Genomic DNA, 15,038 nt, shown 5'->3' with positions numbered 1-15,038 from the left:
TATCACGCCTCAGGCTGGAAGTGCCCTCAAGACTTCTGCGGTTGTTGGATCCAGATAATCAATAACACTTTCGAGCCAGGATGGTGGGGACGTGGCCGAATGGTCGCTTGGTGGAACCGATTAATCGGAGGGCCTACTTCCTTGCTGGCTACTCAGCAAGCTGGGCAACCAGCAAGGAGGCGTGATGAAAACCATCTCGGATCTGCCGGATCATCTCGTGCTCAACGAGTTAGTGGCTGATTACATCCGTCAGGGGCTTCATGGCGGCACATCAGGGTCTGCGCCCGCCGACAGCGATGGGCTGACAGTGGATGGAACAGGTCTGCCGGTGTTCCGCTGGGCGTCCGGTCTCAGCTTCCTAGGCTGAGTTTCGTTTGCGCCCTGGCCGTGCCCCCAGCCGGACTCCCGGTGGTGGAAACCTTCCACTCCCTCCAGGGTGAGGGAGTTCACGCTGGCCGCAGCGCCTTCTTCATCCGGCTGGCCGGCTGCTCGGTGGGCTGCAGCTGGTGTGACACCAAGCACTCCTGGCCGGCGGACGCCCATCCCCACCGCCACCTCCAGGATCTGGCGGAGAGCGCCGCCTTGGCGGCAGCCGAGGGTGCTGCCTTCGTGGTGATCACCGGTGGTGAACCCCTGCATCACAACCTCGATCCGCTCTGCGCGGCCCTGCGGCAAGGATCCGGCGCTGGCTCCTCGCCGCTCCCCCTGCACCTGGAAACCAGCGGCGTCGACCCGCTCAGCGGCCGCTTCGAATGGATCACCCTTTCGCCCAAGCCCCACCGGCCGCCCACCGCCCAGCTGCTGGCCGCCTGCCACGAACTCAAGGTGGTGGTGAACGGGTCCGCGGATCTGGCCTTCGCGGAGGCGATGGCTGACGCAGCCCTTGCTGCCCGCCCGGCGGAGAGCAAGGCCCCCCAGCTGCTGCTGCAGCCTGGCTGGGGGAGCGCGGCGGGGCAGGAACTGGCGATCCAGCACGTGCGGCGCAATCCGGCCTGGCGCCTCAGCCTGCAGAGCCACAAGTGGCTGGGCGTTCGCTGAAGGCCGGCCTCAGCGATCCCGCAAACTGTGAGCCAGTGAGAAGCGCGGGTGTGGAGAAGCTGCAGAGCCTTCGGGGGATGGTGGATCTGCTGCCGGAGCAGATGCCCCTGTGGCAGCTGATCGAAGCGACGTTCCGCTCCCAGTTCGAGCGGGCCGCCCTGCGGGAGATCCGCACGCCGCTGCTGGAGGTCACCGAGCTGTTCGCCCGCGGCATCGGCGAGGCCACCGATGTGGTGGGCAAGGAGATGTACACCTTCCAGGACCGTGGAGAGCGCAGCTGCACCCTGCGGCCCGAAGGCACCGCCTCGGTGGTGCGCGCGGCACTGCAGCATGGCCTGCTCAGCCAGGGCCCCCAGCGCCTCTGGTACACGGGGCCGATGTTCCGCTACGAGCGTCCCCAGGCAGGCCGTCAGCGGCAGTTCCACCAGGTGGGGATCGAGCTGCTTGGCTTCGCCGACCCCCGCAGCGACGCTGAGGCGATCGCGATCGCCTGGGATCTGCTCAGCGAGCTGGGGGTGGGTGGGCTGGCTCTGGAGCTCAATTCCCTCGGTGATCCCGCCGATCGCGCCGCTTACCGCACCACCCTGGTGGGCTGGCTAGAGGAGCACCAGGAGCAACTGGATGCCGATTCAAGGGAGCGGATCACGACCAATCCCCTGCGCATCCTCGACAGCAAGAACCCCGACACCCAGGCCGTTCTGGCCAAGGCCCCGCTGCTGATCGACAGCCTGAGCGAGGCCAGCCGTGGGCGGTTCGAGGCGGTGCGCGGCTGCCTCGACGCTCTGGAGATTCCTTACCGGCTCAACCCCAGGCTGGTGCGCGGCCTCGACTACTACACCCACACCGCCTTCGAGATCACCAGCAGCCAGCTCGGCGCCCAGGCCACCGTCTGTGGCGGCGGCCGCTACGACGGCCTGATCGAGCAGCTGGGCGGATCGCCCACGGCGGCGATCGGCTGGGCGATCGGCCTGGAGCGCTTGGTGTTGCTGCTGGCCCAGGCCCAGGCCGCCGACATAGCGGCCCTCACCTCACCGACTCCAGACGTCTATCTGGTCAGCCGCGGCGAGCAGGCCGAGCGCCAGGCGCTGCTGCTCTCCCGCCAGTTGCGCCAGGCCGGCCGAAGCGTGGAGCTCGATCTCAGCGGCGCGGCCTTCGGCAAACAGCTCAAGCGTGCCGATCGCTGTGGCGCCCCCTGGGCCGTGCTGATCGGCGAGGGTGAGGCCGAGCAGGGGGTGGTGCTGCTTAAGGACCTGCGCGGTGACGGTGAGGAGCAACGACTTTCCTCAGAGCAGTTGAAGCGTGCTCTAAGCAGCTTTTAAGCCACTTTCCCGCTGGGTTGTGACACCTGTCAGTCCGAATTGCAACTGAGGGGTCCCCAAGGGGTGCATGGAAAAATCTTGTCACATTTGGCCAGCCACGCCCCTATGGGTGACGTCACATCAGTCCGTCGCATCTGCTGCATCGGCGCGGGCTATGTGGGCGGGCCAACCATGGCTGTAATCGCCGATCGCTGCCCCCAGATCCAGGTCACCCTGGTGGATCTCAACGCCGAGCGGATTGCGGCCTGGAACGATGACGACCTGAGCCGGCTGCCGGTGTATGAGCCTGGCCTGGCGGAAGTGGTGGGTCGCTGCCGGGGCCGCAACCTTCATTTCACCACCGAAGTGGAAGGGGCGATCGCAGACGCCGACATGGTGTTCCTCTCGGTGAACACACCCACCAAGACCCGGGGTCTGGGGGCCGGGCAGGCTTCCGATCTGCGCTGGATCGAGGCCTCGGCGCGCACGGTGGCGGCCCAGGCCAAGGGCCACACGATCGTGGTGGAGAAGAGCACCCTGCCGGTGCGCACCGCAGAAGCGATCAAGGAGATCCTCTCGGCCTCGCAGTCGATGGGCAACGGCGAAGCCAAAAGCTTCTCAGTGCTCTCCAACCCCGAGTTCCTGGCAGAGGGCACTGCCATCCCCGATCTGGAGGATCCCGATCGGGTGCTGATCGGCGGTGAGGACCCGCAGGCGATCGAAGCCCTGGCGGAGATTTACCAGCACTGGGTCAGTCCGCAGCGGATCCTGCGCACCAACCTCTGGAGCAGCGAGCTCTCCAAGCTCACGGCCAATGCCTTCCTGGCCCAGCGCATCTCCTCGATCAATGCCATCGGCGCCCTCTGCGAGGCCACGGGTGCGGATGTGAAGGAGGTGGCCCGCGCCATCGGGGCCGATTCGCGACTTGGGCCGAAATTCCTCTCCGCCGGTCCGGGCTTCGGGGGCAGTTGCTTCCGCAAGGACATCCTCAACCTGGTCTATCTGTGCCGCCATTACGGCCTGGAGGAGGCGGCCCATTACTGGGAGCAGGTGGTGGATCTCAACAGCTGGCAGCAGCAGCGCATCGCCAGGCTGGTGGTGAGCAAGCTGTTCGGCACTGTGAGTGGCAAGCGACTGGCGGTGCTGGGTTTTGCCTTCAAGGCCGACACCAACGACACACGGGAATCGCCAGCCATCGGCATCTGCCGCGACCTGCTGGAGGAGGGTGCTCATCTGGCCATCCATGACCCGAAGGTGGATCCCAGCCAGATTGCCCGGGACCTGGGCTGTGCGGCATCGGCCTCAGCAGACGACCTGGGAGGTGACGGCAGCTGGGAGTCGTCGGCGTCGGATCTGGAGGCCGTGGAGGGAGCCGATGCTGTGATTGTTCTGACCGAATGGGCGAGTTTTCGTGATATCAATTGGGCGGTGATTGCCTCCCGCATGCGACGGCCAGCCTGGCTGTTCGATGTGCGTGCCATCACCGACGCCACAGCAGCCCGGGCGGCTGGGCTTAGGGTCTGGCGTATCGGAGAAGGCTGAGCGATGAGCGCTCCAATCATGCGAAATCTCGTCACCGGCGGCGCCGGCTTTGTGGGCTCCAACCTGGTGGACCGGTTGATGGAAGCCGGTGAGGAGGTGATCTGCCTCGATAACTACTACACAGGCAGCAAGGCCAACGTTGAGCGCTGGATTGGCCATCCCCGCTTCGAGCTGATCCGGCACGACGTGACCGAGCCGATCAGGCTGGAAGTGGATCGCATCTGGCATCTGGCCTGCCCTGCTTCACCCAGGCATTACCAGTCAAATCCGATCAAGACCGCCAAGACCAGTTTCCTTGGCACCTACAACATGCTGGGCCTGGCGACGCGCGTCGGCGCCAGGCTTCTTCTCGCCAGCACGAGCGAGGTGTACGGCGATCCGGAGGTGCATCCCCAGCCGGAAAGCTATCGCGGCAGTGTCAATCCGATCGGCATCCGTTCCTGTTACGACGAGGGCAAGCGCATCGCTGAAGCCCTCTGCTTCGATTACATGCGCATGCATGGAACAGAGATCCGCGTGGTGCGCATCTTCAACACCTACGGCCCGCGCATGTTCCCGGACGACGGGCGGGTGGTGAGCAACTTCATCGTGCAGGCGCTGCGCGGGGAACCGCTCACGCTCTATGGCGACGGCAGCCAGACCCGCAGCTTCTGTTATGTGGATGATCTGGTGGAGGGCCTGATCCGGCTGATGAACGGCAACCACACCGGCCCGATCAACATCGGCAATCCCGGGGAGTTCACGATCAAGCAACTGGCGGAGCTGGTGCTGGCGCGGATCAATCCTGATCTGCCCCTCACCTACCTGCCGCTGCCGCAGGATGACCCGCTGCAACGCCAGCCGGTGATCGACCTGGCCAGGCAGGAGCTGGGCTGGGAGCCCAAGGTGTCGCTGGAGGAGGGGCTGGGTCCCACGATCGACTACTTCCGCTCCTGCCTGGAGCAGGCCCGATGACCCTGCTCGTAACCGGTGGTGCCGGCTACATCGGCAGCCACACCGTTCGGGCCCTCCAGAAGGCTGGCTTCAAGCCGGTGGTGCTCGACAACCTCGTGTACGGACACCGTCGGATCGTGGAGGAGGTGCTCGGCGTACCCCTGGTGGTGGGGCAGGTGGGTGACCAGTCCCTGCTGGATCAAGTGCTGAGTGGCGAACACCCCGCCTGCGACGGTGAACCGGTTCAGGCTGTGCTGCACTTTGCCGCCTATGCCTACGTGGGCGAATCCGTACAGGACCCCGCCAAGTACTACCGCAACAATCTGGCCGATTCCCTCACGTTGCTGGAAGCTCTGGTGGAGCCGGTGCGGGCGGGAACAGGGCCCGCGATCCCGATCGTGTTCTCTTCCACCTGTGCCACCTACGGCATTCCCGACACGGTTCCGATCAGCGAGGACACTCCCCAGCGGCCGATCAACCCCTATGGCCGCAGCAAGTGGATGGTGGAGCAACTCCTCACCGACTTCGGCGCCGCCTATGGCCTGCCGAGCGTGATCTTCCGCTACTTCAACGCCGCCGGTGCCGATCCCGCCGGAGATCTGGGCGAGGACCATACCCCGGAAACCCACCTGATTCCGCTGGTGCTCGAGGCGATGGCGGGGCGGCGTTCAGGCGTTGAGGTGTATGGCGACGACTACCCCACACCGGATGGCACCTGCATCCGGGATTACATCCATGTGTGCGATCTGGCGGATGCCCATGTGCTGGGGCTCAAGCAGCTTCTGGCCAGGGGCGGGCAGCACGTTTACAACCTGGGCAACGGTACGGGCTATTCGGTGCAGGAGGTGCTGGAGGCAGCTCGGCACGTGACGCAACGGGAGTTGCAGGTGCGGATCGCACCACGCAGGGAAGGGGACCCTCCAGTCCTGGTGGCCAGTGCTGACCAGGCACGGCTGGAGCTCGGCTGGACGCCTGAGTTCCCGGATCTGGCCACGATCATCGAGCAGGCCTGGTCCTGGCAACAGCATGGGGCGCAGTCTTCGGCACGATGACAACTCGATCAGGCTTTCCCGAAGCCCAGCCGATGCCGGTCAAACCCATGGCGCCACCAATCCCAGCTCGAAAACCAGCTCGGTCGGCCTGGAAGACGGCGCTTGTGGCCGCACTCGTCGTTGGTGCTGGCTTGGCGGGCTGGACCACCTACGACAGAGCCTTCAGGCAGCCAGAGGAAGCTCGGCTTGCACTTGAGAACCTGCAGACGGTGGCCGTGACCACCGCAGACCTTGGCGCTTCGACCGAAGCGAGCGGTGTGGTGACGGCTGTGCGCAAGGTGAATCTCAGTCCCAATGTCGCCAGCCGCATCGCCCGCCTGTACGTGCGGGAGGGAGATCGGGTGTCCAGGGGGCAACTGATCGCGGAGATGGAGAGCGAGCAGCTCGCAGCCAAGGCGAATCAGGTGAAGTCCCAGCTGGAAGCTGCAAGGGCCACTCTCAATGCCAACGAATCACGGCGCAGGCGGCATGAAACGCTTCTGGCCAGCGGAGCCATCTCCCTGGAACTGATGGAGGAACTCCGCAACGAGGAGCGGCAGGCCTCGATCAAGGTGCAGGAAGCGAAGTATCAGCTCCAGGAAGTGCAGGCGGAACTCAGCAACAGCAGAGTGTATGCGCCCTTCTCCGGCATCATCACGCGGCAGTTCGCGCAGGAAGGCCAATTCGTTACCCCCACCACCTCCGCTTCCGAGCAGGATGGTGCCACCTCCACCTCGATTGCCGAACTCTCCAGCGGTCTTGAGGTGGTGGGCAAGATCCCCGAAGCCAGCCTTACCGAAATCGTTCCGGGTCAACGGGTTGAGGTCACCACGGATGCTTTCCCCAAAGACGTGTTCCAGGGTCTGGTGAAGATGGTGTCACCGCGAGCCGTGACTGAGAATGAGGTCAATTCCTTTCCGGTGGCTGTGGAGATCGAGACCGGTCTGAGGAAGCTCAAGCCCGCGATGAACGTGCAGGTGCGCTTCCTGGCCGAACCGATCCGTGGTGCCTTGGTGGTTCCACTGGCAGCCCTCACCACCGGAGAGAAAAACACCAAGGGAGTGCTTCGCCTACGGCCAGGCGGTGGGATTGAGTTCGTGCCGGTCACGGTGGGCCGGGTCAGTGGTGAGCAGGTTCAGGTGATCCAGGGCCTTCAACAGGGCGAGAGGGTTCTGCTCTCGGCCCCTCCTGCTGATGTGCAGATCCCCGGCTACGTGCGGCCTAAGTGATCCCATGACAATGCTCAGTCTGCGGGATACGTTTCAATCGGCGGCCCAGTCGCTCGTGGCCCATCCACTGCGCAGCTGCCTCACGATGCTGGGTGTGATCATCGGCAATGCCAGCTTCGTGGCCATGGCCTCCCTCGGTGAAGCGGCGAAGGTGTACACGGTGCAGCGGCTCGAGGCGTTCCATGGCCCGAATCGTCTGATTGCCTATGCCACTGCCAACGAGCCGGGGCAGAAGATCACCCGGGAGCCGAAGTTGTATCTGGGTGATGCCCTGGCCCTCGGGGCGGGGACGCCCGCCATTCGCTCCGTGGCTCCCGTGGTGGGGGCCACTTTCCTGGGTCGCGTCCGTGAGCAAAGCCAGTTCCTGTGGGTAACGGGAACCACAGCGGCTTATCTAGGCGTCAAGAATGAGGCCGTTGCTCAGGGTCGCTTCTTTTCGCAGGAAGAAGTGGCACAAACGGCACGTGTTGCTGTCCTGGGGAGCAGCATCGCCAAGCGCTTCTTCCCCGATGGAAAGCCTGTTGGTGAGACGATGACCATCAAGAACATGTCCTTTCGTGTGATCGGCGTGATGCGATCCAAGGGAAGCCTAGACAAGACCAGCCCGGATGAGTTTGTCTATGTGCCTCTCTCCACGTTCTCGCTCTTTCTGAGGGGAACTGTGGCTGGGATCGGAATTCCCGTGGATTACATCGAGATCGCCGCTGCCAGCAAGCAGCAAGTGAATGATGCCATCTTTCAAGCCACCAACCTCCTGGCCGCCAGGCGCGGGGTTCGCGACTTCGCCGTTGCCCCGAATATCCCCTATAAGGATCTGATTGCCCAGGTGAGCTCCACGCTCACCATTTTCCTGGCTGTGCTCGCCGGTATTTCTTTGATCATTGGCGGTATCGGCATCATGAATGTGATGCTAGTCACGGTGAGCGAGCGCACCAGGGAGATCGGCTTGCGCAAGGCTATTGGAGCGTCGAACAGGTCGATTCTGGTGAACTTTCTGATTGAGTCCACCCTCCTTTCTGCTGCTGGGGGCTTGATTGGACTCGTGGTTGGTGTAGGTGGTGTCGTGCTTGTAGCAATCGTCACCCCACTTCCCTTTATTGTTTCTTATTGGGCAATCCTAGTGTCTGTACTGCTATCAACTTCTATTGGTGTCATCTCGGGTGTATCCCCTGCATTGCGAGCTTCAAGACTCGATCCAATTGTTGCACTTCGTGCTGCATAGGTTCAATGAGAGCGTCTTTCCCTTCAGCTTTTCTTCGAAAATGTTATGTATATTATCGGCCTGACCTTTTCTCATGTTTTACTGTTCTAGCGTTAGAGTTTACGGGAATACTTTTTGCATTGGTAACACCCTGGCCCCTTAAGCTAATTGTAGATGGTATTCTTCAAGATACAGGAGTCTCCGACACGCTACTCTGGCGACAACTGGTTGATAGTTGGCTTGGATGGCTTCCGCAAGTTGGGCAGATAGCCCTGCTTTGTGCAGCAATGGCTGTTTTGAGTTTTTGTTCAGGTCTTCTTGGATACTTATCAGGAAAAATATCAAACAATGTTGGTTTGCGAGCAGTCTTGAGATTGCGTACTGAGCTTTACGAATCACTTCAATATATCCCGCTGAGGTATCATGATTCTGTCCCCACCGCTGATCTGACTTATCGAGTCGCTTACGACACTCAAGCGATACAGACTCTCTATAGTGGTGTAGTTCTGCCGATTGTGCGGTCAGGCATGACGCTAATCGGTGCACTCGTTATTATGATTCAGCTTAATCCACCTCTAACGCTTGTATCCTGCCTTGTCATCCCACCCGTCTACTGTGCTCTCCAATACTATCGAAAGAGTATTTCTGCTTATCACAAGAGGAGGTCAGAAACAGAAAGCTCTCTGCAGAGAGTTGCGCAAGAAGTCCTCTCTTCGGTAAGGCATGTTAGGGCTCACTCTAGAGAGTCCGATGAAGTCGAACGATTTCTGGGTTCTGCCAAAGAAAGCCTTAGGTCCAACTTTCTACTCACCAAGACTCAGATGAAGTCGACTTTTGTTGTAAGTACTGTTATGTCTCTAGGTACAGCGCTTCTTTATCTTGCAGGATCACTTCAGGTTCTGGCTCAAACTCTGACTCTTGGTAGTGTTCTTGTTTTTGCTAACTATCTTGCCCAGCTCTACAGGCCGATTGAATCACTTAGTGGCGTAGTCTCAACCATGGCTGGTGCGCAGGCAGGCTTGCAACGAAGTTTCCAGATTCTTGACAGCTACGAGCAAGAAGGGAAGCTAGCATCAGCGAAGCCTGTCATGCCAATTTCACGCGCTGAAATTCTTCTTGATAATGTCTCCTTTTCTTATCAAAAGGGACCCCAAGTCTTGTTTGACTTTTCTCTTAATGTGAGCCCTGGTGAGTTAGTTGCAATTGTAGGCCCATCTGGCCAGGGAAAAAGTACTCTCCTAAACTTGTTGCTAGGATTCTATGCCCCTACTTTTGGCAGAATATTTATAGATGGAAAAGATATAACCAACTTTAATAGTACAAGCATGAGATCGTTCATTTCTATTGTCATGCAAGACTCAATTTTATTTACTGGCTCTATAGCAGAAAATATTGTATACGGGAAGCCGGGGGCGTCTGATGTAGAGATTGTCAAAGCTGCTCAGCAGGCCGATGCTCATACCTTTATTTGCAATTTTCCCGACGGATACAGCACAATAGTTGGAGACGGTGGAGTTAGGTTGAGTGGAGGTCAGCGGCAACGCATTGCGATTGCAAGGGCATTCCTTAAGGATTCACCTATCCTTCTTTTGGATGAGCCAACGTCTTCACTTGATCATACGACGGAAGCTAGGATTTCAAAAGCGCTGGTGCGTTTGGCGCGAGGGCGGACTACAATCCTTGTGACACATCGACTTGCGATTGCTGATTGTGCGGACCGAATCGTAGTCTTACAGAAGGGTAGAGTTCAAGAGGTAGGAACGCCTTCTGAACTATCCCGGCTAAATGGGCACTACAGCGCTCTTAAGCATTCAAGTGTTACCAAGCTTTAAGGAAGCTCTGATCAAGTCACCTTAATCATAAAAACCTAGTCTCCTTCTTGTCAATGATACGATATTAAGCAGAATTTGTCCCCATTCACCCACATTAGTCCTGGCAGTGGCATTCATGCAGCTTCCACCATGCTTTTTGCCTGGGTGCCTAGATGATTGTCGGCTTTAAGACATGCTGAACTCTTGCACTACGCTGGATCAGGTATCCGTTCCCGTACCATCCAGAGGTTTGCTAAGGCAAAGAGCAGCTTCAGCTTGAGGTCGTTCTTGCGGATGCCTCGGTAGAAGACCTTGCGAAAGCCAAACTGACATTTGATGATCCGAAATGGATGCTACACTTTGGTGAGGAAGTTGGCTTTAGCAGTCTCAATCACATCCAGAAGCCTGCCTTCTGGTATGTCTGGAAGCAATCAAACGAGCGCCTGTCGTTGACTTGGAATTCCAGCTCGTCATCGCTGAGGTTGAACAGCTGTTGCAGCACTAGCATCTTGAAGAGGATGAGCGGATCGATCTGCTTTCTGCTGGCATTGCTCTTGCGTTCATGGCTGTAACCCTGCTCCAGCAGTGGCAGGAATGTCTCCCAGGGTATCGCTTCAGATACGGTCGCAAACGTGGGCTTCTTCTGCTGAAGCCTGTGGATATGCTTCTCCTCATCCCAGAACCTACTCTGTCCCATTCAGCTGTATTGAACTGAACTGATTCTATGTCATATTCATCAAGCTGTCAGGCAGTGGAGAGGATTTTTCGAGGTGCCCATAATTAGGCGATGAGGAGAAGGCTGGGTAGACTGACTAAGCCACAAAGAAGGGCTAAATATTCATATCTCGTATTCCAGGCTTTCCATAAGCAGCCTCGCATGCTCATTCTGATTAAACTTTTTAATTGTAGTGGCATGAACAGGGTCTCGCCATTTGCCGATTGATCCTGCATGAATTTGGCGAACTCCATCATACCAAGCACTGTGCTCTTGAATTGTTGAGTGCTCAAGCCACGTAGACAATTCAAATCCCTCCTTGAGACCAAGAAACTCCTGAATCTCGCTCATCGTAGAAGTTGGCTGTGATACCAGTTGCTCATACTTCAATGTAAAGACCTGCGGATGAGCTCGAAACTTCAGCCCTTCAGTGACATACCACACCCACTCAGCCTCTGAGACCCAGTATCTAGATGGGTCATGTGGATGCCTAGAAGTGATAACATCTCGGCCATCGCGAACTAGATGGATCAGCCTTACTTCAGGGCCAAAAAAGTTTATTATATTCTGGAAAGCAAGCACATTGCGCGGGGTCTTTTCGCACCATATCGTGTAATCACTTAAGGAGGAGCCTGCCTCGTTAAGGCGTGGAACAAGGTATCGTTTCACAAATGCCTCAAACTCATCATTATGATCAGTTGGATAGAAGGCCCATGCCTCCTCTGGGATGCAATAAATACCTGGGTGAGAAGAGAGGATTGATATCAGCAGGCTTGTCCCTGAGCGTGGGGAGCCACCAATTATCAAGCCAGGAATTGAGAACATGGCGAAGACGCTAGCGATTCAACATATTATAGCTCTAGAAGCCTGCCAGATTGCTATCGCAGGGTTGCGTCCCTTGGAGTGGTTTAAAATCCGAGGCCTGTGATCTGATCGGAGATCAATGATCAGGCAGCCGCACCGAGTGCAGCTGTTGGTTGATCTCTGACCTGATCGCTGGTGTTGTCCAGCTTGGTCATCGAGAGTTCAGAGAAGACGCTGCGGCCATCGAGCTGCCATTCCTCCTGCTGCTCCAGCAGCAGCGCTCCCACCAGGGGGGTGATCGCGGCGCCATTGGGGATGATGCCGTCGACGCGGGTGCGGCGCTTGATCTCCTTGTTGAGCTGCTCCATGGGATTGGTGTTCCAGATCTTCCGCCAGTGCTCCGGCGGGTAGGCCCGGAACGCCAGCACGTCCTCTTTGGCCTGCTCCATCAAGGCAGCGGCCGCCGGGAACTTCTCGATGAGCATCGTGATCACCTGCTCCCACTGCTGCTCGACCGCCTGGGCCTCGGGCTGAACGAACACCGAGCGCAGGGCGGCAGCCACCATGTCCTGACTGCCCTTGGGAACCTTGACCAGCGCTCAACCAGATTGTCGTCGGACACGCAGGCCAGGGCACACGGCCTGGGTCAGGGAATCCAGGTCGGCCAGAAGCTCAAGGATCTCCTGCTCGAGGGCCTGGATGCGGCGAGCCAGGGTGCGGAGTGCCCGCTTGGCGGGGCGGCCGTCGGGCCGTTGAGCGGGCCTGGTCGGAGAGCGGCACAGGCCGTGATCAGGGCGCTGCGGCGCAAGGGCTCCAGTCGTTCACGCAGCGGAGCCGGTGCCGTCACCAGGATCGCCTTGATCTGGTTGATCGCTCGGGTGCGGCTCTCGGTGGCCGAATCCTGGGCGCATTTCAGAAGCCGGATCATCTCCACCTTCTCGCCCCCCGATTTTGGAATCACCGTCGCAGAACCGGAGATCCAGGACCTGGCGGCGGCCTCCGCATCGATGGCGTCATCCTTGCCCAGTCGGCGACGCGTGGAGCGATCGGGGCGGTTGACCTCCACGACTGGGAAGGCAGCGTAAACAAGCTCGCGGCAAAGCCCAGCACCGAAGTAGCCGGTGCCTTCCATGGCAAACAGGGGGGAGTAGCCGAACTGCTCGGTCCAGCCGATCAGCTCGTCATACCCCTTCCGGGTGGTAGGAATCCGACATTCGCCCAGCCTGCCGCCGTTGGGGGCTAGGGCGACCGCCACATGAATGTCTTTGGGGGTGTCGACGCCGATCACGACGTCGGGGTTACTGCTGATCGCAGATTGTGCAAGGGTTGATGGTGCCATCGCTGTGTGATGGTGGTGGGGAGGAGCGATCAGCCGGGAAGACGGACAGGACTGTGATGGGGCCTCTCGACCAGGCTCGTATCAGGTCACGTACCTTTCCTGCTGGTCGGCCCCATCAGGCCAGGACGACAGATCATGCGGAGGACAACAGCCGCAACCGGGTCGGTCGCTTGAGGAGTCAGGCCTGGTCTGCTGGGGTTCCCTGGATCATCACAGACGCTTGACACCATCCCCGCCCGCAGCAACCTGTCGCTGCCTGGCCCTCAACACTTCAGGCCCCCGTGGCAGGTCCATCCTCAACCACAGTCCCGTATCGAGATGACGACGATGATCGAGCCTAGCGGCCCTGATCCTTAACCTGCAGTAAGCTCAATCACGGTGCTTAACTCAGCACCCCGAGCGGGCAACTTTCCTGATAGGTGCCGCCGATCCACGCTCTATCCTTGATTCAGGCCGCCTGAGTGGCAGCCAAGGAGTCACAGCTTCCCTGAAAGTCATTGTCTATCTTGTCTGAACTACTTTCACTGTGAACAATAGACTCCAGGCCTGCACCGAGTGATCTCCATCTCTAAATTGCTATGAAAATAGTCCTAACAGGCAACACTATGGCCCATTATCCCCATGGCGGGGGGCACTGGTCGGTGTGCCTGCAATATTTATTGGGCTTGAGGGATATGGGCATTGACTTTAGGTGGCTTGAGCTCTTTCGGAGAAGTAATGATAAGCAGCGTGACACAAGAAAGCTCTATTTATTTATCGAGAGATTTAAGCGATTTAACCTTCATGAGAATATCATCATTGCTACGTATCCAGCCTCCTGTCATCGGCCATGCCGCTCCGATCTTGAGTTCCCTAATGTATCTGAGCAGATAGTAGACAGATTCATTGAAGATGCCGACTACCTCTGGAACTTTCATGCCTCTATGCCCCCACAGCTCTTGGCAATGTTCAAGAGAAAGATCTTGCTGGATTTAGATCCAGGGCACCTGCAGGTTTCAGCGCCCCAAAGTGGCCTTAATATCTCTTGCCATGACACATACTTTTCGGTTGGTCTAAACATATTAGGCAAGGACTGTCTGGTCCCACATCTAGGTTTTGAATGGAAGCCCTTCTTCCCTCCCATTCATTTAAACTATTGGAGGAATGCAGCAAATGTTCATCCTACGAATGCCTTTACTTCTATTACCCAATGGAATTGGGGTGAGCTCCACTGGGGTGGCCATAGCCTGAGTGTTAGCAAGCGAGATGCGTACATGCGCTATATTGAGACTCCGTCTCTAGCTGGTATACCAATTGAACTTGCCGCAAACATAGGATCTAAGGAGGTTGACAATAGAGACAGAGCAGAGCTTTCTAAATTCGGATGGTCAGTGGTTATGCCACATACTCGAGTGCGTAGCCTTACCATGTACAGGAGCTATATCCAGCAATCCTTCGGAGAATTTGGTTGTGCAAAACCAGTATTTGTAAAACTTAGAACAGGTTGGTTTAGCGATCGAACAGCAGCCTATCTTGCTGCAGGCCGGCCTGTAGTCATTGAGAAGACTGGTATTCCAGCTAATATCTCTCTCGGGGATGGAATCCTTACATTCTCAACACCTGAGGAGGCAGTCCATCAACTTCAATCATGCACATCTAACTATCAACAGCGCTCGTCGCAGGCAGTTGCCTTCGCTGAAAGGTACCTGGACTCCAGCAAAGTTCTTTCTAGTATAATCGAGCAATCCTGATCCTGATCTCTTCTATAGTACAGTAAGAAAGCTCTTGCCTGGCTGCCAAATGATAGGCGAACATCGCAAACTGCGAATTCTTATTGTTTGCCTCTAAGAGTTGCTCAATCTTTAAGTAGGGACTCCTGAAAAAACAAATCGCGAGCTGGCTCGATTGCAGCCAAGGAGTAGGGCGTAGGCAGCTCGCAAGCACGGTTATCTAGCGACCAGCGATTCGGCTGTCTCAAGCAGGCAAATGTTCCTGAGAGCCACGTAGAGGCAGCCTGGCCTTTGCCAGGCGTAGAACCAGGCAAAGATAAAGACAAAAAAGAGGCGGAGAAGCCTCAGAATCTTCTCTGCACACATCACCACAAATGCCATGGCGATC

The 15,038-nt window shown here is 58.0% G+C and carries 14 protein-coding genes and 1 pseudogene; 10 read left to right on the top strand and 5 right to left on the bottom strand.

What is annotated here, in order from left to right:
• Nucleotides 1-184 precede the first annotated feature (184 nt).
• From KBY77_RS10810 to KBY77_RS10770, 9 genes are all read left to right on the top strand, one after another.
• A complete protein-coding gene (locus KBY77_RS10810; RefSeq protein ID WP_255104231.1) occupies nucleotides 185-367 on the top strand; it encodes a hypothetical protein in 183 nt (60 codons plus the stop codon).
• Nucleotides 368-381: 14 nt separating this feature from the next.
• Nucleotides 382-1,038 carry a 7-carboxy-7-deazaguanine synthase QueE gene (locus tag KBY77_RS10805; protein WP_255104404.1) on the top strand — a complete coding sequence of 219 codons (657 nt, stop codon included), beginning with the start codon at nucleotides 382-384 and terminating at the stop codon, nucleotides 1,036-1,038.
• 50 nt (nucleotides 1,039-1,088) lie between these two features.
• Nucleotides 1,089-2,357 (top strand): histidine--tRNA ligase, encoded by a 1,269-nt coding sequence (gene hisS, locus KBY77_RS10800; protein ID WP_255104403.1) that lies wholly within the window; start codon nucleotides 1,089-1,091, stop codon nucleotides 2,355-2,357.
• 105 nt (nucleotides 2,358-2,462) lie between these two features.
• Complete coding sequence (locus tag KBY77_RS10795) at nucleotides 2,463-3,878, top strand: nucleotide sugar dehydrogenase (RefSeq protein ID WP_255104229.1); 1,416 nt, start codon at nucleotides 2,463-2,465, stop codon at nucleotides 3,876-3,878.
• A 3-nt stretch (nucleotides 3,879-3,881) separates the two neighbouring features.
• Nucleotides 3,882-4,832 (top strand): UDP-glucuronic acid decarboxylase family protein, encoded by a 951-nt coding sequence (locus KBY77_RS10790; protein ID WP_255104218.1) that lies wholly within the window; start codon nucleotides 3,882-3,884, stop codon nucleotides 4,830-4,832.
• On the top strand, nucleotides 4,829-5,863 hold the full coding sequence (gene galE / locus KBY77_RS10785) for a UDP-glucose 4-epimerase GalE (RefSeq protein WP_255104216.1): 1,035 nt from the start codon (nucleotides 4,829-4,831) through the stop codon (nucleotides 5,861-5,863). The genes KBY77_RS10790 and galE overlap by 4 nt, the downstream gene beginning before the upstream one ends.
• A gap of 215 nt (nucleotides 5,864-6,078) precedes the next feature.
• A complete protein-coding gene (locus KBY77_RS10780; protein WP_255104214.1) occupies nucleotides 6,079-7,071 on the top strand; it encodes an efflux RND transporter periplasmic adaptor subunit in 993 nt (330 codons plus the stop codon).
• A gap of 4 nt (nucleotides 7,072-7,075) precedes the next feature.
• A complete protein-coding gene (locus tag KBY77_RS10775) occupies nucleotides 7,076-8,293 on the top strand; it encodes an ABC transporter permease (protein WP_255104212.1) in 1,218 nt (405 codons plus the stop codon).
• A 5-nt stretch (nucleotides 8,294-8,298) separates the two neighbouring features.
• Nucleotides 8,299-10,104: an ABC transporter ATP-binding protein gene (locus KBY77_RS10770; RefSeq protein ID WP_255104210.1), complete on the top strand. Its 1,806-nt coding sequence runs from the start codon at nucleotides 8,299-8,301 to the stop codon at nucleotides 10,102-10,104.
• Nucleotides 10,105-10,292: 188 nt separating this feature from the next.
• Here KBY77_RS10770 and KBY77_RS10765 read toward each other — a convergent pair.
• The 5 genes and pseudogenes from KBY77_RS10765 to KBY77_RS10745 form a co-directional block, all read right to left on the bottom strand.
• A pseudogene (locus KBY77_RS10765) lies at nucleotides 10,293-10,436 on the bottom strand (IS5/IS1182 family transposase); the annotation flags it as partial.
• Nucleotides 10,437-10,474: 38 nt separating this feature from the next.
• Nucleotides 10,475-10,780, bottom strand: coding sequence for a transposase (locus KBY77_RS10760; protein WP_255104208.1), 306 nt, complete (start codon nucleotides 10,778-10,780; stop codon nucleotides 10,475-10,477).
• 141 nt (nucleotides 10,781-10,921) lie between these two features.
• Nucleotides 10,922-11,623, bottom strand: coding sequence for a sulfotransferase (locus KBY77_RS10755; protein WP_255104206.1), 702 nt, complete (start codon nucleotides 11,621-11,623; stop codon nucleotides 10,922-10,924).
• A gap of 122 nt (nucleotides 11,624-11,745) precedes the next feature.
• Nucleotides 11,746-12,198, bottom strand: a complete 453-nt coding sequence (locus KBY77_RS10750) for a transposase (protein ID WP_255104401.1) — start codon at nucleotides 12,196-12,198, stop codon at nucleotides 11,746-11,748.
• A gap of 50 nt (nucleotides 12,199-12,248) precedes the next feature.
• The gene (locus tag KBY77_RS10745; protein ID WP_255104204.1) at nucleotides 12,249-12,941 is read right to left on the bottom strand and encodes an IS110 family transposase; all 693 of its coding nucleotides are present in this window, start codon (nucleotides 12,939-12,941) and stop codon (nucleotides 12,249-12,251) included.
• Nucleotides 12,942-13,546: 605 nt separating this feature from the next.
• Between KBY77_RS10745 and KBY77_RS10740 the strand changes: the two genes are divergently transcribed.
• Nucleotides 13,547-14,671: a hypothetical protein gene (locus KBY77_RS10740; RefSeq protein WP_255104202.1), complete on the top strand. Its 1,125-nt coding sequence runs from the start codon at nucleotides 13,547-13,549 to the stop codon at nucleotides 14,669-14,671.
• The last annotated feature ends 367 nt before the right edge of the window (nucleotides 14,672-15,038 follow it).

It is taken from the genome of Synechococcus sp. Cruz-7E5, assembly GCF_024345995.1.
Taxonomy (GTDB): Bacteria; Cyanobacteriota; Cyanobacteriia; order PCC-6307; family Cyanobiaceae; genus Regnicoccus_A.
This window is presented reverse-complemented; position numbering and strand designations above follow the sequence as displayed.